Annotated in this window: 23 protein-coding genes and 4 tRNA genes; 16 read left to right on the top strand and 11 right to left on the bottom strand. The window is 60.7% G+C overall.

What is annotated here, in order from left to right; genetic code table 11:
• The first annotated feature begins 64 nt into the window (after positions 1 to 64).
• The 5 genes from LH464_RS05555 (at position 65) to LH464_RS05535 (ending at position 5,024) form a co-directional block, all read left to right on the top strand.
• Entirely contained in the window at positions 65 to 901 is an 837-nt protein-coding gene (locus tag LH464_RS05555; RefSeq protein WP_226785380.1) for a cell envelope integrity EipB family protein, read from the top strand.
• 89 nt (positions 902 to 990) lie between these two features.
• The gene (locus LH464_RS05550; RefSeq protein ID WP_226785379.1) at positions 991 to 1,827 is read left to right on the top strand and encodes an RNA methyltransferase; all 837 of its coding nucleotides are present in this window, start codon (positions 991 to 993) and stop codon (positions 1,825 to 1,827) included.
• A complete protein-coding gene (gene murI, locus LH464_RS05545) occupies positions 1,814 to 2,623 on the top strand; it encodes a glutamate racemase (protein WP_226785378.1) in 810 nt (269 codons plus the stop codon). Before LH464_RS05550 ends, murI begins: the two co-directional genes overlap by 14 nt.
• Before the next feature lie 62 nt (positions 2,624 to 2,685).
• On the top strand, positions 2,686 to 3,324 hold the full coding sequence (locus LH464_RS05540; RefSeq protein ID WP_226785377.1) for a LysE family translocator: 639 nt from the start codon (positions 2,686 to 2,688) through the stop codon (positions 3,322 to 3,324).
• Between the two features lie 185 nt (positions 3,325 to 3,509).
• Complete coding sequence (locus tag LH464_RS05535; protein ID WP_226785376.1) at positions 3,510 to 5,024, top strand: ATP-binding protein; 1,515 nt, start codon at positions 3,510 to 3,512, stop codon at positions 5,022 to 5,024.
• A 2-nt stretch (positions 5,025 to 5,026) separates the two neighbouring features.
• Here LH464_RS05535 and LH464_RS05530 read toward each other — a convergent pair whose 3' ends face one another.
• A complete protein-coding gene (locus LH464_RS05530; RefSeq protein WP_226785375.1) occupies positions 5,027 to 5,362 on the bottom strand; it encodes a cupin domain-containing protein in 336 nt (111 codons plus the stop codon).
• Between the two features lie 464 nt (positions 5,363 to 5,826).
• On the opposite strand from LH464_RS05530, the gene rpsD reads away from it, so the two are divergent.
• On the top strand, positions 5,827 to 6,444 hold the full coding sequence (gene rpsD, locus LH464_RS05525) for a 30S ribosomal protein S4 (protein ID WP_226785374.1): 618 nt from the start codon (positions 5,827 to 5,829) through the stop codon (positions 6,442 to 6,444).
• A gap of 51 nt (positions 6,445 to 6,495) precedes the next feature.
• Here the strand turns inward: rpsD and sthA are convergent, their stop codons facing one another.
• From sthA to LH464_RS05500, 5 genes are all read right to left on the bottom strand, one after another.
• On the bottom strand, positions 6,496 to 7,965 hold the full coding sequence (sthA, locus tag LH464_RS05520) for a Si-specific NAD(P)(+) transhydrogenase (protein ID WP_226785373.1): 1,470 nt from the start codon (positions 7,963 to 7,965) through the stop codon (positions 6,496 to 6,498).
• A gap of 156 nt (positions 7,966 to 8,121) precedes the next feature.
• Positions 8,122 to 8,931, bottom strand: coding sequence for a RadC family protein (gene radC / locus LH464_RS05515; protein WP_226785372.1), 810 nt, complete (start codon positions 8,929 to 8,931; stop codon positions 8,122 to 8,124).
• 6 nt (positions 8,932 to 8,937) lie between these two features.
• Positions 8,938 to 9,774, bottom strand: coding sequence for a type I methionyl aminopeptidase (gene map / locus LH464_RS05510; RefSeq protein ID WP_226785371.1), 837 nt, complete (start codon positions 9,772 to 9,774; stop codon positions 8,938 to 8,940).
• A 25-nt stretch (positions 9,775 to 9,799) separates the two neighbouring features.
• A complete protein-coding gene (sfsA, locus tag LH464_RS05505; RefSeq protein WP_226785370.1) occupies positions 9,800 to 10,519 on the bottom strand; it encodes a DNA/RNA nuclease SfsA in 720 nt (239 codons plus the stop codon).
• A gap of 9 nt (positions 10,520 to 10,528) precedes the next feature.
• Entirely contained in the window at positions 10,529 to 12,424 is a 1,896-nt protein-coding gene (locus tag LH464_RS05500; protein WP_390624926.1) for a PHA/PHB synthase family protein, read from the bottom strand.
• 81 nt (positions 12,425 to 12,505) lie between these two features.
• Between LH464_RS05500 and LH464_RS05495 the strand changes: the two genes are divergently transcribed.
• From LH464_RS05495 to recJ, 4 genes are all read left to right on the top strand, one after another.
• Entirely contained in the window at positions 12,506 to 12,907 is a 402-nt protein-coding gene (locus tag LH464_RS05495) for a hypothetical protein (protein WP_226785368.1), read from the top strand.
• 101 nt (positions 12,908 to 13,008) lie between these two features.
• Entirely contained in the window at positions 13,009 to 14,229 is a 1,221-nt protein-coding gene (locus tag LH464_RS05490) for an LL-diaminopimelate aminotransferase (protein ID WP_226785367.1), read from the top strand.
• Between the two features lie 65 nt (positions 14,230 to 14,294).
• Positions 14,295 to 15,617: a homoserine dehydrogenase gene (locus tag LH464_RS05485; RefSeq protein ID WP_226785366.1), complete on the top strand. Its 1,323-nt coding sequence runs from the start codon at positions 14,295 to 14,297 to the stop codon at positions 15,615 to 15,617.
• Positions 15,618 to 15,747: 130 nt separating this feature from the next.
• Positions 15,748 to 17,583 (top strand): single-stranded-DNA-specific exonuclease RecJ, encoded by a 1,836-nt coding sequence (recJ, locus tag LH464_RS05480; protein ID WP_226785365.1) that lies wholly within the window; start codon positions 15,748 to 15,750, stop codon positions 17,581 to 17,583.
• A gap of 22 nt (positions 17,584 to 17,605) precedes the next feature.
• Here the strand turns inward: recJ and LH464_RS05475 are convergent.
• The 4 genes from LH464_RS05475 to LH464_RS05460 form a co-directional block, all read right to left on the bottom strand.
• Positions 17,606 to 17,680: transfer RNA gene (locus LH464_RS05475), tRNA-Glu, on the bottom strand.
• 167 nt (positions 17,681 to 17,847) lie between these two features.
• A tRNA-Glu gene (locus tag LH464_RS05470) sits at positions 17,848 to 17,922 on the bottom strand.
• Positions 17,923 to 18,046: 124 nt separating this feature from the next.
• On the bottom strand, positions 18,047 to 18,565 hold the full coding sequence (locus tag LH464_RS05465; protein ID WP_226785364.1) for a hypothetical protein: 519 nt from the start codon (positions 18,563 to 18,565) through the stop codon (positions 18,047 to 18,049).
• 126 nt (positions 18,566 to 18,691) lie between these two features.
• A complete protein-coding gene (locus LH464_RS05460; RefSeq protein WP_226785363.1) occupies positions 18,692 to 19,132 on the bottom strand; it encodes a VOC family protein in 441 nt (146 codons plus the stop codon).
• Between the two features lie 186 nt (positions 19,133 to 19,318).
• Between LH464_RS05460 and LH464_RS05455 the strand changes: the two genes are divergently transcribed.
• The 6 genes from LH464_RS05455 (at position 19,319) to LH464_RS05430 (ending at position 21,601) form a co-directional block, all read left to right on the top strand.
• A complete protein-coding gene (locus LH464_RS05455) occupies positions 19,319 to 19,897 on the top strand; it encodes a cold-shock protein (RefSeq protein WP_226785362.1) in 579 nt (192 codons plus the stop codon).
• Complete coding sequence (locus LH464_RS05450; RefSeq protein WP_390624925.1) at positions 19,897 to 20,373, top strand: DUF192 domain-containing protein; 477 nt, start codon at positions 19,897 to 19,899, stop codon at positions 20,371 to 20,373. The genes LH464_RS05455 and LH464_RS05450 overlap by 1 nt, the downstream gene beginning before the upstream one ends.
• A gap of 87 nt (positions 20,374 to 20,460) precedes the next feature.
• Positions 20,461 to 20,537: transfer RNA gene (locus LH464_RS05445), tRNA-Pro, on the top strand.
• Between the two features lie 55 nt (positions 20,538 to 20,592).
• Positions 20,593 to 20,898 (top strand): ETC complex I subunit, encoded by a 306-nt coding sequence (locus LH464_RS05440; protein ID WP_226785361.1) that lies wholly within the window; start codon positions 20,593 to 20,595, stop codon positions 20,896 to 20,898.
• A gap of 24 nt (positions 20,899 to 20,922) precedes the next feature.
• Positions 20,923 to 20,999, top strand: a tRNA-Arg gene (locus LH464_RS05435).
• 227 nt (positions 21,000 to 21,226) lie between these two features.
• Positions 21,227 to 21,601 (top strand): tudor domain-containing protein, encoded by a 375-nt coding sequence (locus tag LH464_RS05430; RefSeq protein WP_226785360.1) that lies wholly within the window; start codon positions 21,227 to 21,229, stop codon positions 21,599 to 21,601.
• A 120-nt stretch (positions 21,602 to 21,721) separates the two neighbouring features.
• Here the strand turns inward: LH464_RS05430 and LH464_RS05425 are convergent, their stop codons facing one another.
• Positions 21,722 to 21,907 carry a hypothetical protein gene (locus tag LH464_RS05425; RefSeq protein WP_226785586.1) on the bottom strand — a complete coding sequence of 62 codons (186 nt, stop codon included), beginning with the start codon at positions 21,905 to 21,907 and terminating at the stop codon, positions 21,722 to 21,724.
• Between the last annotated feature and the right edge of the window lie 204 nt (positions 21,908 to 22,111).

The raw sequence follows: 22,111 nt of genomic DNA, 5'->3' as shown, positions 1-22,111 counted from the left end.
AGGCCATAACCTTGCTGGATGGCGTTCTTATAACACCGGCGATGAGTCCAACAGGAGATAATGAATGTACTACTCGGGGCGAGCAGCGATCCTGCTTCTTGGTTTCGCTGCTGGAGGGCCGGCACCGGCTTGGGCCGGGGTGGAAGGGGCGGCCGGTCTTGTGCCGCACCGTGCCGTCTATGATCTTGAGCTCAAGGACTCCTCCGAGCGATCCGGCATCGATGGCATGAGCGGCCGGATGGTCTATGAATTCACCGGCTCGGCATGCACCGGCTTCACCACCAACTTCCGGTTCGTGACCCGCATCAATACCGGCGAGGAAAGTCGGCTGACCGACCAGCAGACGAAGACATTCGAAGACCTCGACAAGCGCGAGTTCCGCTTCGAGACGAAGTCGTTTACCGACGAGCAGCTCGATAAGGAAGTTAGCGGCGAGGCCACCGAGGCCGATGCCAAGGTGAAAGTCGCAATCACGCAGCCGGATGCGCGGGAGGTAGAGCTCGTCGCCAGCGATTTCCCGACCGAGCACATGCTGGAGGTCATCAAGAACGCGCGTGCCGGAAATCGCTTCTTCGAAACCCGACTCTTCGACGGATCGGAGAATGGCGACCAGAGCATGATCACCAATACCGTGATCGGACCCCAGCAGGCGCCCAAGCCTCAGGATGCCGACGATGCCGGAAAGGCCGGCGAATTCGCCAAGGCCACCTACTGGCCCGTCACCATCGCCTATTTCAGCGAGGGTACATCGGGAGACACGACACCGGTCTACAGCATGTCCTTCAAACTTTACGAGAATGGCATCACACGCGACCTGACCATGGACTACGGCGATTTCGTTCTGTCGGGCAATCTGTCGAAGCTTGAGCTTCTTGAAAAGCAGAGCTGTGATCCGCGATAGCCGGAAAGATCAAGCGACACGCACTTCGGGAACCCTTGTCGATGGGGGCGATGCCCGCTATTGCGGCCTGCGAAACGGACGGATTGAGAATGTCAGGCACAAACAGCGAGCGTAAACTCATTGCGGAAGGGCCGGCAATTATCCTGGTCGAGCCGCAACTCGGCGAAAACATCGGCATGGTTGCACGGGCGATGGCCAATTTCGGCCTGGCCGAACTGCGCCTCGTCAAACCGCGTGACGGTTGGCCGAGTGAGAAGGCGCGTTCGGCGGCATCCAAGGCCGATCACGTGATCGATGCGACTCAGGTTTTCGAAACGCTGGAGGAAGCGGTCGCCGACCTCAACTTCGTTTACGCCACGACGGCGCGCGAACGCTACGGGTTCAAGCCGGTTCGGTCGCCGGTTTCGGCTGCCGACACACTGAGAACGAAATTCAACGAAGGCGAGAGGACCGGCATTCTGTTCGGCCGTGAGCGCTGGGGCCTCTCGAATGAAGAGGTGGCTTTGGCGGACGAGATCGTCACTTTCCCCGTCAACCCTGCTTTCGCGTCGCTCAATATCGCCCAGGCTGTGCTTTTGATGTCTTACGAGTGGATGAAGACGGGTATCGAGGACCTGTCCGCCACGGCGTTCGATCCGGTCAGTCAACGCCCCTCGACCAAGGAGCAGGTGTTCGGCCTTTTCGAACATCTGGAAGAGGCACTCGATGCCCGCGGTTATTTCCATCCTCCCGCGAAGAAGCCCAAAATGGTCGACAACCTCCGCGCCGTCATATCGCGCCGGGGGTTCTCCGAGCAGGAAGTCAGCGTCTTTCGCGGTGTAATCTCGTCGCTCGATCGGTTCCCGCGGAAGTGGGCCAAAAAGGTGGTGCCTAGACAGAAGAAAGCCGCGGATGCGGGGGAGATCGAGGGGAATGACGGCGAATAATGGCTCGAGGCCGGTGCTGATGTTCGATTCGGGCATCGGCGGTCTGACGGTGCTGCGTGAAGCGCGGGTACTGATGCCGGAGCGCCACTTCATCTATATCGCCGACGACGCCGGTTTTCCCTATGGCGGCTGGGAGGAAGGACTGCTTCGCGAACACATCGTGAAGTTGTTTGAAGGCCTCATCGCCAGATACGATCCGGAGATTGCGGTCATCGCCTGCAACACGGCATCGACGCTGGTTCTTGCGGATTTGCGCGCGGCATTTCCGAACACGCCGTTTGTGGGGACTGTTCCCGCGATCAAGCCGGCGGCAGAACGCACCCGATCGGGTCTGGTCTCGGTGCTCGCAACTCCCGGCACCGTGAAACGGCAATATACCCGCGACCTGATCGGTGAGTGGGCGTCGAAGGTGCATGTCCGTCTCGTCGGCAGCGAACGCCTGGCTGGGCTCGCCGAGATTTACATGCGCGACGGTTTTGTCGATGAAGCTGCCGTCAGGGAAGAGGTCGAGCCCTGCTTCATCGAGCAGGACGGACGTCGCACCGATATCGTCGTACTTGCCTGCACCCACTATCCGTTCCTCGTCAACCGGATGCGCAAAGCCGCGCCCTGGCCGGTCGACTGGATCGATCCCGCTGAAGCTATCGCCCGTCGCGCCATATCCCTGCTGCCGCAGCAACGCAGCGGCCCGCGAGAACCTCTGCTCTCCGAGCCGGATTTTGCGGTGTTCACCTCGGGCACTCCGGATTTTGCGACGCGCAGGCTCATGCAGGGGTTTGGGCTTAAAGTTCTCTAGTTGCAGACACTTGCCAATCGCGGAATTCGGTGGCTTGCTTCCTCCATCCGAGGAGGGATCCCATGACTATCGAAAACTGGCTCGCCTTTGTCGCTGCGTCGGCCGTGCTGCTTGCCATCCCCGGCCCGACTATCCTCCTGGTGATTTCCTACGCGCTCGGGCACGGCCGGAAGGTGGCGACGGCAACGGTAGCGGGCGTGGCGCTCGGGGATTTCACGGCGATGACCGCGTCGATGCTCGGGCTGGGAGCTTTGCTCGCGACGTCTGCTGCGCTCTTCACAGTCCTGAAATGGGTCGGTGCAGCCTATCTGATCTATCTCGGCATCAAGCTCTGGCGCGCGCCGATCACGGAAAAGGTGGATCTGGATGACGCTGCGGTGGCGAAGGAACGGCCGTTTCGCATATTCCTCCATACCTATGTGGTGACGGCGCTTAACCCGAAGAGCATTGTCTTTTTCGTCGCCTTCCTGCCGCAGTTTCTTGACCTGTCCCAGCCGTTGTTTTTCCAGATGGCGGTGTTCGAAACGACTTTCCTGGTTCTTGCGACGCTGAATGCGGCGCTCTACGGCATGCTCGCCTCCATGGCGCGCGACACGATCCGCAAGCCGAAGGTGCAGCGGATCGTCAACCGCACCGGAGGTTCCTTGATGATCGGGGCGGGTTTGTTGACGCTCGGCTTCAAGCGCGCCGCTGCCGCGTAACCCGTCGCAAGGGGGTATTGCGGCAGGTGGAATCGTTTCGGCTGTTTCCGGCACTTCAATTTCGCATGGCTGCAAAGCCTGTGCATTTTCACTGTTGCGGGGCGAAACGAATCTAGAACCCTGCTAAGCATCGAAAGTCGCGAACGCCGCGTCACCATCCAGAGACAGTATACGAGGTTCGCGCAGTGCAGGTCGGCATCGATATGGGGACAGTGTCCGGGGGCACTCCGGCCAAGCTCGATATCGAAGAGCTGCTGGCGACGCGCCTGCTTGTCCAGGGAAATTCCGGTTCGGGGAAGTCGCATCTTCTGCGTCGGCTTCTCGAACAGTCTGCGCAGTGGGTGCAGCAGGTCATCATCGATCCTGAGGGCGACTTTGTCACGCTTGCCGACAAGTACGGTCATGTCGTCGTCGATGGCGAACGGACAGAAGCCGAGCTGATCGGCATCGCGACACGTATTCGGCAGCACCGCGTGTCGTGCGTGCTGTCGCTGGAAGGTCTCGACGTCGAGGAGCAGATGCGCGCAGCCGGTGCGTTCCTCAACGGCCTCTTCGATGCCGACCGCGAATACTGGTATCCCGTCCTGGTGGTGGTGGACGAGGCACAGATGTTTGCTCCGTCCGTCAGCGGCGACGTGTCCGAAGAGGCGCGCAAGATGTCGCTCGGCGCGATGACCAACCTGATGTGCCGCGGCAGAAAACGCGGCCTGGCCGGCGTGATCGCCACGCAGCGCCTCGCCAAGCTTGCCAAGAACGTGGCGGCCGAGGCCTCGAATTTTTTGATGGGCCGAACCTTTCTCGATATCGACATGGCGCGCGCCGCCGATCTGCTCGGCATGGACAGGCGGCAGGCGGAGATGTTCCGTGATCTGAAGCGCGGAAACTTCGTGGCGCTCGGCCCCGCGCTGTCGCGCCGTCCGCTGCCCATTGTCATCGGCACGGTGGAGACGTCGGCCCGATCGTCGAGCCCGAAGCTTGTGCCGCTGCCGAATGCGCCGCAGGACGTCGAGGACCTGATCTTCACGCCCGACCCGGAGGAATTCACGCGGCCACTCGTCCGTCGCGCTCCGCCGGCACCGCGTCCGACGACCGACATCCTCGCTGAACTTTCGCGCGCGGCACCGGCAGCAGCCCCGTCTCCGGCCGAGCCAAGAGTGGCCCAGCCCGAGCTTTCGCCCGAGGAACGCGAGGAACGGCTGACTGGCGTCTTGTCCGAGATCCTCGATGATCCGCAATCCGGCTATCGGACGGACGCCGCGCTCTACCAGGACTTTCTGGTACGGGCACGGATGCGGCGATTGCCCGGTCCGCCCATGGCGCTGTCGGACTTCCGTCGGCGCGTAGCGGTTGTCCGCGCCGGCGTCGATCCGGAGATGGCCTCGACCGAGGCATGGGCCACGGCACTATCACTGTCCGCTGATGTCTCGGACGACCTTCAGGGTGTCTTCCTCATGATGGCGAAGGCTGCCATTGGCGGCGAGGCGTGCCCTTCGGATGCACGAATTGCCAAGGCATATGGCACTCATTCGGCCCGTCGCGCCCGTCGCCTGCTTGGCTATTTCGAAGAGCAGGGACTGGTCGTCGTCCATTCGGACTTCTCCGGCAAGCGCGTTGTCGCGTTTCCGGACCTTCAGGCGGAAACTGCGCCGGGTGCGGCCGATGCGCCGGACATTGACGAAGCGCGCGCAGCCGCAGAATAAGTTCACAGAAAGCTCTGGATCACCTTCTCATTGGCGTGGATGCAGGTGAGCTCCAGCCTGCCGTCGCCGATATTCTTGAAGCAATGCGGCGTGTTGGGGTGGACGACGACGATGTCGCCGGGCTTTGGCTCTATCGTTTCCTCCCCGACCGTGAAGCGTGCGCGCCCGGAACGTACAATCCACGTTTCGGCATAAGGATGCACGTGCAGGTCCGGACCTTGCCCCGGCTCATTGTCGATCAGGAACAGAGAGAGCGGGACCCCGAATTCCCCGCCTTCGAAAAGGATCGTCCTGTTCTTGAACTGCTGCTGGCTTTCCTGCGGAATGACGTGAAACACGGCTGCCTCCCTGAGTTCTCGTCGATGACGGACAATATATCTTTACGAGAAGATAGTTGCTTGTATTTGTCTTCACGTCAAGACACACCGCTGACATCAAAAGACAGGACAGGCATCGCGATGACTTCAGGTGGAAGGCGGTGTATATGAAGGATCCGATCGTCATGGATCGCGGGCGTTGGCCGAGGCGCTCCGCAGGCGCCATCCAGAGCCAGGATGGCTATGGGACTGCGACCGACTGGGGTCTCCGAGGCAGATTCCGTTTGACATCCCCACGGCATCCGCCTAAAGACCCGACCAGCACCGGGTGGCAACGCCCGGTGTTTTATTTGACATGTCCCGTGGCCTTTTCCGGAGCTTCCGTGAGTGGCCTGTCAGGACTCCAAGAGCGGAGTTCAGAGGAGGGCGTGTTTCCTTGATCCGATCTGGCAACAGATCGGTGAAACCTGTTGAAAGGAAATACGATGAGCAAGCGCGCGTCGTCTAAGTACAAAATCGATCGCCGTATGGGCGAAAACATCTGGGGTCGTCCGAAGTCCCCGGTCAACCGCCGCGAATACGGCCCGGGCCAGCACGGTCAGCGCCGCAAGGGCAAGCTTTCCGACTTCGGTGTGCAGTTGCGCGCCAAGCAGAAGCTGAAGGGCTACTACGGCGATATCCGCGAGAAGCAGTTCCGCGCAACTTACGATGAAGCCAACCGCCGCAAGGGCGACACCGGTGAAAACCTGATCGGCCTGCTCGAGTCGCGTCTTGACGCAATCGTCTACCGCGCCAAGTTCGTACCGACCGTCTTTGCTGCCCGCCAGTTCGTCAACCACGGCCACGTGACCGTGAACGGCGTTCGCGTCAACATCGGTTCGTACCGCTGCAAGGCCGGCGACGTCATCGAAGTTCGCCAGAAGTCGAAGCAGCTGGTTACGGTTCTGGAAGCCGTATCGCTCGCCGAGCGTGACGTTCCGGACTACATCGATGCCGACCACAATAAGATGGTTGCCACCTTCGTTCGCATTCCGACCCTGTCCGACGTGCCTTACGCCGTCATCATGGAACCGAACCTGGTCGTCGAATTCTACTCGCGTTAATGGATATGGGCCCGCATCGCGGGCCCTGCCAATATCCTCAGAAAAGCCGCGTCAGTTCGACGCGGCTTTTTTCATGTCGGTGAGGGCGCTGTCGAGCGATTGGCCGGTCGCGACAGGCGCTTCCTTGGGCCCTTCGCCCATGCGGTTCCACGCGTCGAGGCCGGCGATCTTGTAGGCTTCCGCCAATGTCGGGTAGTTGAACGTGTTCTCGACGAAATAGTCGACCGTTCCCTTGAGGTTGAGCACTGCCTGTCCGATGTGGACGAGTTCCGTCGCGCCTTCGCCGACGATATGCACGCCAAGCAGCCGGCGTGTCTTGCGCGAGAAGATCATTTTCAGGAGGCCGCTGTCGAGGCCCATGATGTGGCCGCGTGACGTCTCACGGAAATGCGCGATGCCCGTTTCGTAGGGAATGTTGCGCTCGCCGACTTCCTCTTCCGTGAGACCGCAGGTGGAAATCTCCGGAACGGCGTAGATGCCGTAGGGGAAATATTGCGGCGGCTCGCTTGCCGGCGCGCCCACAGCATGGCGGGCCGCAATGCGCCCCTGTTCCATGGACGTGGAGGCCAGGCTCGGGAAACCCACGACGTCGCCAGCTGCATAAATATGCGACACCGCCGTCTGGAACGTTTCCGGATCGACCTTCAGGCGTCCACGGCTATCCGCTTCGAGACCGGCGGCGGCCAGGTTGAGGCTGTCGGTGGCACCCACACGGCCAGCCGCAAACAACACCATTTCCGATTGCAGGGCGCGCCCATTGCTGAGCTCGATGCGGCACTTGCCGCCTGCATCCTTTTCGATCTTTTCGACGGACTGTCCGAAGATCAGCTTCATGTTGCGGTCGCGCAGCTGATAGGTGAAGTCCTCGACGATCTCACGGTCGATGAAGTCGAGCATCGTCTGCCGAGGCTCGATGACCGTCACCTGGGTGTCCAGCGCACTGAAGATGGTTGCGTATTCGATGCCGATGACGCCGGCACCGACGACGATGAGGGATCGTGGAACCGTGTGGATTTCAAGCAATTCGTCGCTATCGATGATGGATTTTCCATCGAATGGAATGTGCGTCGGTCGATAGGGGCGCGTGCCCACAGCAAGCAGGACGGACTTGCCAGCAACGCGCATCACTTCGCCATCGGTCTTTTCGACTTCGAGCGTGTTCGGGTCGATGAAATGGGCGGCCCCGCGGACATGCTGGACCCGGTTGCGGGAAAACTGGTGCTCGAGGACTTCTACCTCGTGGTCGAGCGTGATCAGCAGCCGCCGGCGCAGGTCGTCGGCGCTGATGTCCTGCTTGACGCGGTATGACTGACCGTAGAAGCCGCGCTCGCGCCAGCCCGTCAGGTTCAACGCCGTCTCTCGCAAGGTCTTCGACGGAATGGTCCCCGTATGGACGGAAACGCCTCCGACGCGCCGACCCCGTTCGATGACGAGAACGCTTTTCTCCAGCTTGGCGGCCTGGATTGCGGCGCGACGCCCGGCTGGACCGCTGCCAACAACGATGAGGTCATAATGGTTCATGAAATGCTCCGCTTGCTGGTCTCGACGGTCGCGCGCGACCGGTCTGCGTGACCCTTACCAGCCTTGCCTTACGGTTTGATTTAGGTGCGCAGGCAAAACGGCCCAAAGCACCCTTTGTTCACCGACAATGCAACAAGTGCGCCGGTTAGCGAGCGATCAGACCAGCCGCAGCCCCTTGAGGCTGGCGTGGCCTTCCTTGCCGATGATAATGTGATCATGGACGGTGATGCCGAGAGGCTTGGCCGTCTCGATGATCGTCTTGGTCATGTCGATATCGGCCCGCGACGGCGTTGGATCGCCGCTCGGATGATTGTGAACCAATATAATGGCGGTCGCCGACAGCTCCAATGCCCGCCGCACCACCTCTCGCGGATAGACCGGCGTATGGTCGACGGTCCCCATTCCCTGCACTTCGTCGGCGATCAGCGCGTTGCGCTTGTCGAGGAATAGGACTCGGAACTGCTCTCGCGATTCGTAGGCCATTGCCGCGTGGCAGTAGTCGATCACCGACGACCAGGAGGAGAGAACCTGCTTGCCGCGCAACTCGCTCTTCAGCATGCGGTGGCCGACGGTTGCGATCAGCTTCAGGTCGAGCGCCACCGTCTCTCCGACGCCCGGTACCTCCTGCAGCCGAGCAGACTGGGCGCCGAACACACCTGCCAGGTTGCCGAAGCGCTCGATCAGCGCCTTGGCGATCGGTTTCGTATCGCGGCGCGGGATAAGGCGGAACAGCAGAAGCTCGAGGATCTCGTAGTCCGCCAGCGCAGTATCGCCGTGGTCGCGGTACCGTGCTCGCAAGCGATCCCGGTGACCATGATAATGCGCCTGCTTGTCGTCTCCGGACAGCACGCCGCTGCGTTTGAGTGAGCCTGACCTTGCGGGCTGGTCCGCGAAGAAACCGCGCTCATTCGCCTCCTCTTCCATGGTTGGCTGGTCGCCGTCATGTGGAGGGGAGGAGCGCGTCATCGTGTGCTACCTTGTCAGCGGCGGAAGGCCGGGCCGGTCGAGCCCCGCCGGGGACAGGGTGAAGATCTCGCAGCCGGTGGCCGTGACACCCACCGCGTGCTCGTACTGAGCTGAAAGAGAGCGATCGCGCGTGACGGCGGTCCAGCCGTCGGCCAGCACCTTCACATGCGGCTTGCCGAGGTTGATCATCGGTTCGATGGTGAAGATCATTCCTTCGCGCAGCTCCGGTCCTTCGTCGGCGCGACCATAGTGCAGGATATTGGGGGTGTCGTGGAAGAGCCGGCCGACTCCATGGCCGCAGAAATCCCGGACGACCGAGCAGCGCTCTGCTTCCGCAAAGGTCTGGATCGCCTGGCCGATCGCGCCCGTCCGCGCGCCTGGACGAACGGCGGCGATGCCGCGCATCAGGCATTCATGGGTAACTTCGAGCAGGCGTTCCGCCGCACGCTTGAGCTGCCCGACCGGATACATGCGGCTGGAATCGCCGTGCCATCCGTCAAGGACATAGGTGACGTCGATATTGACGATATCCCCGTCGCGCAACGGCTTGTCATCCGGCATCCCATGGCAGACCACGTGATTGATGGACGTGCAGACCGAGTATTTGTAACCCCGGTAGTTCAGTGTCGCGGGAAGAGCGCCGTGCTCCATGCCGAAATCGAAGACGAAGCGATCGATCTGGCTCGTGGTCACGCCAGGCTTGACGATGGACGCAAGTTCATCGAGGCAACGCGCCGTCAAAAGACACGCTTTCCTCATGCCTGCGAAATCGTCCGCACTGTAGAGGCGGATGGCTCCGGTGTTCTTCAAGGGGGCGTCAACCGCGTCGATATAGGTTACCATCCGGTCGCTCTTTCAATCTTGTCGTTCATACTGCATGCGGGCAGATGTCGTCCATCTCGATAAGGTGGGTGGCGACGATTTCCGACGGCGTGACCTTGCAGCGCAGGGCGTAGGCCTCGACACCGCGATCGGCTGCTCGCCGGAAAGCAGCGGCATAACCCGGATCGAGATCGCTGCAAAGTCGAAAGCGATCACAATCCTGCCGCTGGATCACGTAGAGCATCACCGCGCGGTGACCGAGTTCCACCATGTCGCCAAGTTCCTCGAGATGCTTGGCGCCTCGTTTGGTCACCGTGTCCGGAAATTCTGCAAGGCCCGCATTGCGGATGAAGTGTACGTTCTTGACCTCGACGTAGGCATCAGGCCGGCCCGGCACCGCCAGCAGGAAGTCGATGCGCGAATTCCTGCCATAGCGCTGCTCACGGCGGATTGTCGTGTAACCGGCGAGCGGAGGTACTCGTTCGGCGCGGATTGCTTCTTCCGTCAGCCGGTTGGGCAAGCCGGTATTGATGCCGACCGGCGTTCCATCCACATCGACCATTTCCAGCATGTGCCGGTATTTTCGAGTGGGACTGTCGTGGAGCGACATCCAGATGCGCGATCCCGGTGCTGTCAGACCCTGCATGGAGCCGGTGTTGGGGCAGGAGCCCGTGATCGGCGTGCCGTCATCGAGGACGGCGTCGAACAGAAAGCGTTTGTAACGCTGGACAAGCGTTGCGGAAACAAGCGGCGGATCGAAGATCATCGGCCGCCGCTATGCCCGTTCCAGCACGTAAGCGCCGGGAGCATCGCCGATGGCATTCAACGCCTCGCCACCGGGATTGCGCGCAGGAACCTGATCGTCATCCCGCTTGCTGACCCAGGCATGCCAATGGGGCCACCAGGAGCCGCTCGTTTCCTGTGCCTTGGCAAGCCAGTCGTCGAATTCACCCTTCGGTTTGCCACTGGTCCAATACTGGTACTTCTGTTTGTCCGGAGGATTGACGACGCCGGCGATATGGCCGGATCCGCTGAGCACGAATTCGACCGGTCCGCCGAACAGCGCAGATCCACGGAAGACCGAGCGGGGAGGCGCGATATGATCCTCTCGGGTGGCAAGGTTATAGATCGGGATCTTGACGTCCTTGAGGGAAATGACCTGACCCGCGAGCGTCATCTCACCCTTGCCCAGCCGGTTGTCGAGATAGCAATTGCGCAGGTAGTAGGCGTGGTTGGCGGCTGCCATGCGCGTCGAATCGGCGTTCCAGTACAGGAGGTCGAAGGGCAGGGGCTCCTTGCCCATCAGGTAGTTGTTGACGACGTAGGGCCAGATAAGTTCGGACGCGCGCAGCATGTTGAAGGCATTGGCCATTTTCGAGCCTTCGAGATAACCGGTGCGGTTCATCTGCTTCTCTATGGCCGCCAGTTGCTCCTCGTCGACGAAGACCTTGAGATCTCCGGCAAGCGTGAAATCTACCTGGGTGGTGAGGAAGGTGGCCGACGCGATGCGCCGATCCTTCTTGCGTGCATGAAGCGCCAGCGTCGCCGCCAGAAGTGTCCCGCCGACGCAATAGCCGATGGCGTTGACCTTGTTTTCGCCGGTGGCCTTTTCGACGGTGTCGAGAGCGAATTCGATGCCTTCCTCGATATAGGCTTCCCAGTTCTTGGTGGCGTGACGGGCATCCGGATTGACCCAGGAGATCACAAAGACGGTATGGCCCTGGTCGACGCACCATTTGATGAAGCTTTTCTGCGGCGTCAGGTCGAGGATGTAGAATTTGTTGATCCATGGCGGCACGATCAGCAACGGCCGCTTCAGAACGGTCTTTGTGCTCGGATCGTACTGGATTACCTCGCATAGATCGCTCTGGGCGACTACCTTGCCGGGCGTCAGCGCGAGATTCTGGCCGACCTTGAACTTGCTGGGATCCGTGTGGCGCAGGCGCAGTTGGCCGCCGCCGGCGGAAATGTCCTCCGCCAGCATGCGCATGCCTTCGACGAAGTTGGCGCCACTGCTGGCGACCGTCTGTCGATAGACCTCCGGATTGGTCAGCGCGAAGTTGGCGGGAGACAGGGCAGCCGTCAGTTGCCTGACGTAGAAGGCAGCCTTTTGGCGTGTGTGATCGTCGAGCCCCTCGGCATCGGCAACGAGTTTTTCCGCCCAGGAGGCTGTTACCTGATATGCCTGTCGCAGGAAGGCGAAGAACGGGTTCTTCGCCCACTCGTCATCCGAAAATCTCTTGTCTTTCGGAAGATCCGCGGGCTCCGGCGTTTGTTGTCCGGCCGCCTGCGAAAGCGTACGCGTCCAGATGCCGATATAGCTCGAGAACAGGAGGGTCTGTGCCTCCAGTGTCCTTTGCGGCTCGGATACCCAGTAATTGACGACGTCCGAGAGCGTCTTGACGAGATCGGTTATCGGATCGGCTGCTGGGTCAGGGATTTCGCCACGTTCGCGTGGGCCGAGCCATTCCGAGGCGGCGTGGCCGAGATGTTCGAGCGCCCGCGCGAGGTTCATGGCCAATGCATGCGGGTCTTTCACCATGTAGGGGGCGATGGACTGCGGATCGAAACCGGGAATGTCTTCCACTCCTGGCTGGGTCTCCTCCCTCTTGTCGGCCAATCGCTCCTCCACAACAGAAGTGTTTCTTGTTGTTTGAATTCTTTTGTACATTGTGCCCGAAAATGAATACAAGTGCCAGCAATCGGCGCCACGGGCGTCGGCTTTTTTGAACGCCGGGAATGGGGGGATGAGATGGACGAATTGAGGCGCATGGCAGCTTGTCTGCCGGTTATTCTGTGTATCGGTGCAGTGCCTGTCCTGTTGGCGGGCTGCAACAACACCTTTGCGCTTGACGATGGTGTGCCAAACACCGCGCCCGCGGCAACGGTCGTCGCGGATGCGCCTACGCCTCCGGCGACGCCGTTCACGAAGCGCGATTCCGGCACCTATCCGACCTTCGGTCGCACGTTGACCGCCGCGAATACGCAGATCGGCGACGAAGAGGCTGCCGGCTCGGAAGCCCAGCTTTCCGCACTTGGGAAGGCGCGCGCCGACGGCAGCGTCTCCGAGGCCGAATACCAGCGCCGGCTTGCCGAACTGCGACGCCTGGCTGCTGAGCATGGCCGCGACGCCGAAGCCGCGATCGCCAATTAGCACTTGCGTTTCGGGCGGTTTGGTCGCAAATCACGAAATCGCCGATAGGGCGAAAATCCCTGCGCTGCCTTGGGGTGGCGCGAGCTTCCACGGGGAGAGTTATGGAAGAGTTTCACAAGGTCCGCCGACTACCGCCATACGTCTTTGAACAGGTCAACCGTTTGAAGGCCAGCGCACGAGCGGGGGGGGCCGACATTATCGATCTCGGCATGGGAAACCCCGACCTGCCGACGCCGAAGAACATCGTCGACAAGCTGTGCGAAGTCGTTCAGGACCCACGTACGCACCGGTATTCGTCCTCCAAGGGCATTCCCGGCCTGCGCCGTGCACAGGCTGGCTATTACGCGCGTCGATTCGGCGTGAAGCTCAATCCGGATACGCAGGTCGTGGCGACGCTGGGGTCCAAGGAAGGCTTCGCGAACATGGCCCAGGCGATTACCGCGCCGGGCGACGTTATCCTGTGCCCGAACCCGACATATCCGATCCATGCGTTCGGCTTCCTGATGGCCGGTGGCGTGATCCGTTCCATGTCCGTGGAACCGGACGAAAGCTTCTTTCCGCCGCTCGAGCGCGCCGTGAAACATTCGATCCCCAAGCCGCTTGCGCTGATCATCAACTACCCGTCCAACCCGACGGCGCACGTGGCAACGCTCGATTTCTACAAGGACGTTATCGCGTTCGCCAAGAAGCACGATATCATCGTGCTGTCGGACCTTGCCTATTCGGAGATCTATTTCGACGAGAACGCCCCGCCGCCTTCGGTTCTCGAAGTGCCGGGCGCGATGGATGTCGCGGTCGAATTCACGTCCATGTCGAAAACCTTCTCCATGCCCGGCTGGCGCATGGGCTTTGCCGTCGGTAACGAGCGGCTGATCGCGGCGCTGACGCGGGTGAAGTCCTATCTCGATTACGGCGCGTTCACGCCAATCCAAGTGGCGGCAACCCATGCGCTGAACGGTGACGGATCCGACATCGCGGAAGTCCGCAATGTCTATCGCCGCCGTCGCGACGTGATGGTCGAGAGCTTCGGCAAGGCCGGGTTCGAGGTTCCACCGCCGGCGGCAACCATGTTCGCCTGGGCGAAGATTCCCGAAAAATTCCGTCATCTCGGTTCGCTGGAGTTCTCCAAGCTCCTGGTCGAGAAGGCCGATGTCGCGGTCGCACCCGGCGTTGGCTTTGGCGAAATGGGCGACGACTACGTCCGCCTCGCGCTCGTGGAGAACGAGCACCGTATTCGCCAGGCGGCCCGCAACATCAAGAAGTTCCTTTCGACGGCAGACGAAACCATGCACAACGTGATTTCGCTGAACGCTCACCGTTGATCGTAACCTAGCATTCTGGGCGGCCCGTCCGGGCCGCCAATTTCTCGACAATCAGGAATATAGCTATGGCAGATGCCCTCAAAGTCGGCATTGCGGGTCTTGGAACCGTTGGCGCGTCGCTGGTCAAGATCATCACCGCGCGCACAGACGAACTCGCTGTCACTTGCGGTCGTGCCATAGAAATTACCGCTGTCAGCGCCCGCGACCGGTCGCGTGACCGTGGGGTGGACCTGTCGAACATCGCATGGTTCGATTGCCCCGAAACGATGGCCGCCGAGGCGGACATCGATGTCTTCGTCGAACTGATCGGCGGAGCGGAGGGCGCGGCAAGCAAGGCCGTCAGCACAGCGCTGTCGCGTGGTCTCCACGTGGTGACGGCGAACAAGGCGCTGCTGGCCAGGCACGGCGTCGAACTCTCCGTCATTGCGGAAGAAAAGGGCGTCCTCCTCAACTTCGAGGCGGCCGTGGCCGGCGGCATCCCTGTCATCAAGGCCCTGCGCGAATCGCTCACAGGCAACAAGGTTTCCCGCGTCTATGGGATCATGAACGGCACCTGCAACTACATCCTGACCCGGATGGAGAAGGAGGGGCTGACATTCGAGGAATGCCTGAAGGAAGCGCAGCGCCTTGGTTACGCCGAGGCCGACCCGACCTTCGACATCGAAGGTAACGATACCGCCCACAAGCTCGCCATCCTGACGACGCTCGCCTTCGGCACGAAGATCGCAGCGGACGAGATCTATCTCGAGGGCATCAGCAACATCTCGATCCAGGACATCGAGGCGGCGGCTGATCTCGGTTATCGAATCAAGCTGCTTGGCGTTGCGCAGAAGACCGAAACCGGCATCGAGCAGCGTGTTCACCCGACCATGGTGCCACGCGACAGCGTCATTGCGCAGGTTGATGGTGTGACCAACGCGGTGGCCATCGAATCCGACATCCTCGGCGAACTGCTGATGGTCGGCCCCGGCGCCGGTGGTGACGCGACTGCGTCCGCAGTACTCGGCGACATTGCCGACATCGCCAAGAGCCGCCCCGGCGAGCAGCGCGTTCCTGTCCTCGGAACGCCCGCCAAAGCTCTGGCACCCTATGTCCGCGCTCGCATGCGCAGCCATGAAGGCGGTTACTTCATCCGCCTGACCGTTGCCGACCGCACCGGCGTGTTTGCAAGCGTGGCGAGCCGGATGGCCGAAAACAACATTTCGCTGGAATCGATCGTGCAGCGGGCCAATCCCAGCGTGCAGACCTCCGATTCCAAGACCATTATCCTGGTGACGCATGCGACGACGGAAGAGTCGGTCCGCAATGCTGTGTCGGCGATCAAGGCGGAAAGCTATCTGGTCGGCGAGCCGCAGGTAATCAGAATCGAGCGCCCGAAGGCTTTCTAGCAGGCCGTTTGCACACGACGTTGAAACACGGCGTGCCGTGTTTCAACGCGCACGCTACCTGTCACTGGTCGGCGACGGCGGCGCCGCGAAAAATATTCCGTTCGACAGGTTCATAAGCTACTAGTGGCGGATGAACCCGACACATCTTCCCACCATCAAAATCACCGAAGAACAGGTTGATCCCGTGCCGCGCGCCTTTCTGGGCGTAGAGCGATCGGCTTCTGGCCAACGCTGGGTCTCGCGGCTCGATCAGGCCGCGCAGAACAGGGCGCTCGCCATCTCGCAAGTCCACGGCATTCCCGACCTTGTGGCGCGCGTTCTTGCGGGGCGTGGCGTCGGGCTGGACGATGCCCTGGCCTTTCTCGATCCGACCATACGCGGGCTGATGCCCGAACCCTACAAGCTGACGGATTGCGAGAAAGCAGCAAAACGAATCGCACTGGCGGTCGCGCGCGGCGAAAAGGTTGCCATTTTCGGCGATTACGATGTCGACGGTGCAGCGTCCTCCGCGCTGCTCTATCGTTTCCTGACGCATTTTGGGGTGTCGGCGGAGATCTATATCCCGGATCGCGTCTTCGAGGGCTATGGCCCGAACGCGGGAGCGATACGGCAGCTCATCGCTAACGGTGCGCAGTTGATCGTGACGGTCGACTGCGGCTCGACCAGCCATGAGGCGCTGCAAGCGGCGCGGGACGAGGGGTGCGATGTTGTGGTCATCGACCATCATCAGCTTGGTCACGCGCTTCCGCCCTGTCTGGCGCTCGTCAATCCGAACCGGGAGGACGACCTCTCGGGGCAGGGACATCTCTGCGCCGCGGGCGTGGTGTTCATGGTGCTGGTCGCAACTGCGCGGTGCCTTCGCGAACAGGGCGATCCTCGCGCGAAATCTCTCGATCTGCTTGCATGGCTCGATCTGGTGGCCCTTGCGACCGTTTGTGATGTCGTGCCTCTCAAGGGCCTGAATCGGGCCTTTGTCGTGAAGGGCTTGATCGCAGCGCGCCACATGAACAATGCGGGTCTTGCGGCACTGTTCAGGAAGGCTGGCCTTGGCGGGCCGGTGACGCCGTACCATTTCGGCTTTCTGGTCGGCCCACGCATCAATGCCGGAGGCCGCATCAGCGATGCAGCGCTCGGCAGCCGGCTGCTGACGCTGGACGATGTTCCCGAAGCCGACGAGATCGCCGGTCGTCTGGACGAGCTGAACCGCGAACGCCAAGCGATGGAAGCCGCCATGCTGGCGGAGGCGGAAGCCGAGGTCATGGCGGAATACGGCGACGGGCAGTCGGCGACCGTGCTGGTGACGGCGCGCGATAACTGGCATCCGGGGATCGTCGGCCTGCTGGCAGCGCGTCTCAAGGAAAAGTTCAAGCGGCCAGCCTTCGCGATTGCCTTCGATCCGAACGGCAAGGGCACGGGCTCCGGCCGCTCGATCAATGGCTTCGACATGGGCAAGATGGTGCGCGCTGCCGTCGACGGGGGGCTTCTGGTCAAGGGCGGCGGACATGCCATGGCCGCCGGCCTGACAGTAGAGAAAAGCAATCTTGGGCGCTTGCGGGCGTTCTTCGACGAGGTGTCCGGCGCCAGCGTACCTGCGCTTGTCGCCAATCACGTGCTCAAGATAGACGGCGCGCTGTCAGCTTCGGGCGCGACCTTTGAATTGTTCGACCAGATGGAGAGGGCCGGCCCCTTTGGTTCGGGTCATGCCCAGCCCGTTTTCGCCATTCCGGCACACAGGCTGAAGGATGCGCGTCTGGTTGGTACGGCGCATGTGAAGGCGACACTGGAAGCTGCTGACGGAACGCGCCTGGATGGGATCGCCTTCCGCGCAGCGGAGACGCCGCTTGGGAATTTGCTGTTGAACTCGCGAGGCTCGCAGCTACATGTCGCCGGCTGTTTGACTGCCGATCAATGGCAGGGCAATCGCCGCATTCAGCTGCGCATCCTGGATGCCGCGCCGACGCTGTAAAACATTGATAAACTGAAAGAAGTGGCACGCCCTAGGGGAGTCGAACCCCTCTTTCCAGAATGAAAATCTGGCGTCCTAACCGATAGACGAAGGGCGCGTGCGCTGTGTGGCGCCCTTATAGTCGGGGGTCAGATTCCCTGCAAGCGCCAATTTGCAATTTTCCGCATGAAAACGACAAAAAAATCATAAGGCCACCAAAGCGAAATGGCATAGTCAGCGCTTGGTGGAAAGCGCTTGAATAACAGTAACTTGAAGGGGAGGAAGTGGCACGCCCTAGGGGAGTCGAACCCCTCTTTCCAGAATGAAAATCTGGCGTCCTAACCGATAGACGAAGGGCGCGTGCGCTGCGGTGAGCGACCTTATAGAGGGGTGATTTCGAACCCGCAAGCGGCAAAATTCGATTTTCTGCAAAAAAATGACGGTTTGATTTTCGGCGCGCTGGCGTTGAAGAAAACAAGCCGGATCAGCAGCTTATCGGATACCCCAGACCATCCGTCCCGCATCCTTGGGGCACGGATGGTGCGCTGAAGACACTGCCGGTTCGCGCGTCGACGCGTCCGGGCGCCGCAGGCGCTGCAGTCGTCTCGGCTACCGGTGGCTCGGGGGCGGGGGGGGCGGCATTGGAAAAGATACTCATCGAACCCGCGCGGATGCCGGTCGGCTGTGTCACCACCCCTTGGCCCATCGCCTCCCCGGGAGAGGTTGTGGCGTTCGACGTTCCGCTATCGTCGGCAGCCCGACCGGATGTCTGCGCCGCAGACGACGCGGACACCAGAGCCGGATCGACATAGCCGCTGGAAGCGGTCTTGCCACTCCTGGTGTGGCCCGCCTTCTTGGATGGACTGTCCCCCGCGACTTGAACTTCCGCAGAATCGGTCGCCTTGCTGGTGGAACATCCGGAAAGGCTGGCAAGCATAAGGCCCGTCGCCATTAGCAGCGGCAGCGGCAAGCCTTGGAAGTGTCGGGCGCTATCGGGCATCATGCCGTCCTCTGCATTGCAGCGCAGTGCGCCAACTATGGTTTTGAGCCGATGCGCAAGAATGCGAATCGGCTCAAGCGTGCATCGGGCACGCGGCAAGGACAAGCCCGGCGGGCAGGAAAGGAGCCGTTACCAGGAGCCGGTATTGGTCATGGATGCCCAGGGTTCGGCGGGCGCCTTTGCCTCACCCTTCTGCAGGATCTCGATGGAGATCCCGTCCGGCGAGCGGACGAAGGCCATGTAGCCATCGCGGGGCGGGCGGTTGATGGTGACGCCGTTATCCATCAACTTCTGGCAGAACGCGTAGATATCGTCCACTTCATAGGCGAGGTGACCGAAATTACGCCCACCCACATAATCTTCTGCATCCCAGTTGTAGGTGAGTTCGACACATGGTGCCTTGCTGGCGCGGGCGGCATCGACGTCGTCCGGGGCGGCGAGGAAGATCAGCGTAAACCGGCCTTTCTCGTTCTCGATACGGCGGACCTCCTCAAGCCCGAAGAGTTCTGTGTAAAATCGCATCGAGGCGTCGAGATCCTTGATCCTGACCATGGTATGTAGATAGCGCATCAGCGGTGGTCTCCAGTTTCCAGTGGCCATATGGCGCGATGCACCAGCTACGGACAAGCCATCGAAGATAGGAACGGGGTGGATAAATCCAAGGCGGGGACTTGCGCTGGAGGGTTAACGCGATGTTAATCTAACCTCCAGAATCAGTTACCGAGGCTGTAGCGCGTAATCGAGGGGCCGAAACAGATGGCAGACAGGATGTCAGCAAAAGGCATGGCCGAATTCGAAGATATGGCCGGCGAGCCTGTCGACCTGATCGAGATTACCGGCATCGTCAAATGGTTCGACGTGGCGAAGGGATTCGGCTTCATCGTTCCCGACAACGGGATGCAGGATGTTCTCCTGCATGTGACCTGCCTGAGACGTGATGGTTACCAGACGATTCTCGAAGGCACGCGCATCGTGGCGTTGATCCAGAAACGCGAGCGCGGCTACCAGGTCTTCCGCATTCTATCGATGGACCAGTCGACGGCGGTGCATCCTTCGCAGCTGCCACCGGTTCGCACGCACGTCCATGTAACGGCGACAAGCGGACTGGAGCGGGCGCTCGTCAAGTGGTTCAACCGGACCAAGGGGTTCGGCTTCCTGACGCGGGGCGAGGGGACGGAGGACATTTTTGTCCACATGGAAACACTGCGCCGATTCGGCCTGACGGAACTGCGGCCCGGCCAGGTGGTGCTGGTTCGCTACGGGCCGGGGGACAAGGGGTTGATGGCCGCGGAGATTCACCCCGACAATCCCAATCCGATCGCTCGGGCACATTGATGCGCACGCGACCGGACATCATGATCAAAGGCGCCCTCGCGGCGCTTTTTCTGTTTTTCGCGGGCTATGCCTATGCACAAGCCACCTTCGAGACGCAGGAACTGCTGATCCAGACGGCATCGGGCAAAACACACAGCTTTACCGTCGAACTGGCCCTGAAGCCTGATCAGAGGGCGCAGGGCTTGATGCACCGGGAGAGCATGCCGCTCGATCATGGCATGCTGTTCGACTTCGGTGAAGCACGCCCGGTGTCGATGTGGATGCAGAACACGCCGCTACCGCTCGATATGGTGTTCATCCAGCGAGATGGAACGATCTCGCATATCCACAGGAAATCGGTTCCTTTCTCCCAGGCGATCATAGATTCGCGCGGTCCGGTCAATTTTGTCCTGGAATTGAACGGTGGACGCGCCGCTGCGCTCGGTATTTCAGTCGGGGATCGGGTCCTTAGCAAGCGCATCGAGCAGGGCAAATGACGGCAAATCTGTATCCAACGTCTTTTCGTTGATTTTGCTGTTGCAGGCCGACGGTGAAGCGTGTATCCCGCTCACCAACGTGGAATACGGAGTGTAGCGCAGTCTGGTAGCGCATCTGGTTTGGGACCAGAGGGTCGGGAGTTCGAATCTCTCCACTCCGACCACGCGTTGCGCCGGATGAGGCCAGCAGTCCGGCCCATTCAGGGAGCGCCGTCGGGAATGTCCGCAAAAATCTTTCGTCCTGCGAAAACTGCCATGCAATCCGGCAAGGCGAAGACCCACCTCTGGGTTCTTGAATTCGACCAGGAAACTCCACGCAGCATCGATCCGATCCTTGGATACACGTCGTCTGGCGACATGCACCAACAGGTTCGCCTGACCTTCGAAAGCCAGGAGCAGGCGGAAGCCTACGCCAAGCGCGAAGGCATCGAATACCGCGTGATCGCGCCGAAGGAAGTTGCGCGCCAGATCGTCTCCTATACGGACAATTTCCGCTATAATCGCATCCAGCCCTGGACCCACTGATTATTGCGCCCACGGCGCAGGATCGGCCCCTTAGCTCAACTGGATAGAGCAACTGCCTTCTAAGCAGTAGGTCGCAGGTTCGAGTCCTGCAGGGGTCGCCAGTATCTTCAATCGCTTAGCTGCTTTATTTTGCTCATATGCGTTCGGGCCCGTCAGCGGGAGAAGGGTAGGGACAAGCTGATTCCGCTGCTCTCGCTCTGGTGGCGTCCGGTGGAAATCGCTTGACCTATGCGTGCAGTTCACCGTGTATTCATTCGGCTAAGGTATTCAGGCTTTTGCTGCCCAATTGTGGGCTGGCGAATGGGAGACCACTCCCAGGGGGGCTGATTTGCTTAAATATACTCGTATGCTGGTTTCGGCTGGCATTATTGCTGCTTGTGGCGTTAGCGCACATGCACAGACAGCCGGCGATTGGGTGCTGGGGAATTACAAAGGCGCCGGGTATTGGTTCCCTGGTATCGTCGTGAAGAGCGGCAATGATAAGATCACGATCCGTTATGACGACGGAGATGTCGAAACCGTAGCGATTGGCGACATCCGTCCATACGATTGGATGATCGGAATGAAAGTTGAATGCAACTACAAGGGTGCTGGTAAATGGTATGCGGGTAAGATTGCCTCGCTAGCGGGCGAGAAGATCGGGATCGCTTACGATGACGGCGACAAGGAGACCACCAAGACTGGCCGTTGCCGGTCGCAGTGAAATACGGGTGAGGTGTAAGCCTCCTTTATTGTCTGATGCTTTGGCCGCCTTCGGGCGGCCTTTTCGTTCGCAGCAGAAGCCCGTCGCCGGGTGACAGAGACCCGGCGACGGGGTGTACGATCACTTCTTCTTAATAGTGCTCTCGCTGTTCTTTACCTGCGAGCCGAGGGTGGCTGATCCCGCCTTCTCGGCCTTGTCCTTCTTCGGCTTGCGAGCCTCTTTGTTGCTTCGAACTTGACCTTTAGCCATCACCTGAACTCCTCTGGTTGATGGACGAGTATTACCCGCATTCATCTCGCTGTCCAAGGGGATGCTCCGCAGGTGCTGCCACCGCTTGATCGTACGGCCGTCGGCCGAGTATGCGAACTTGATGATCGGTTTCGCGGCTTATTGAGACTGGATGACGTTCCAGGCACATTTCGCAAGCCATGTCATGCGCCGACCAGCGGGCGACCTTGGCGGGGAGTGTGACATTCCAATTTTGCGACCACAAACAATGTCAAAGCTGAA

Origin of the sequence: Pseudorhizobium xiangyangii (assembly GCF_020531965.1) — a bacterium.
Lineage (GTDB): Bacteria > Pseudomonadota > Alphaproteobacteria > Rhizobiales > Rhizobiaceae > Neorhizobium > Neorhizobium xiangyangii.
This window is presented reverse-complemented; position numbering and strand designations above follow the sequence as displayed.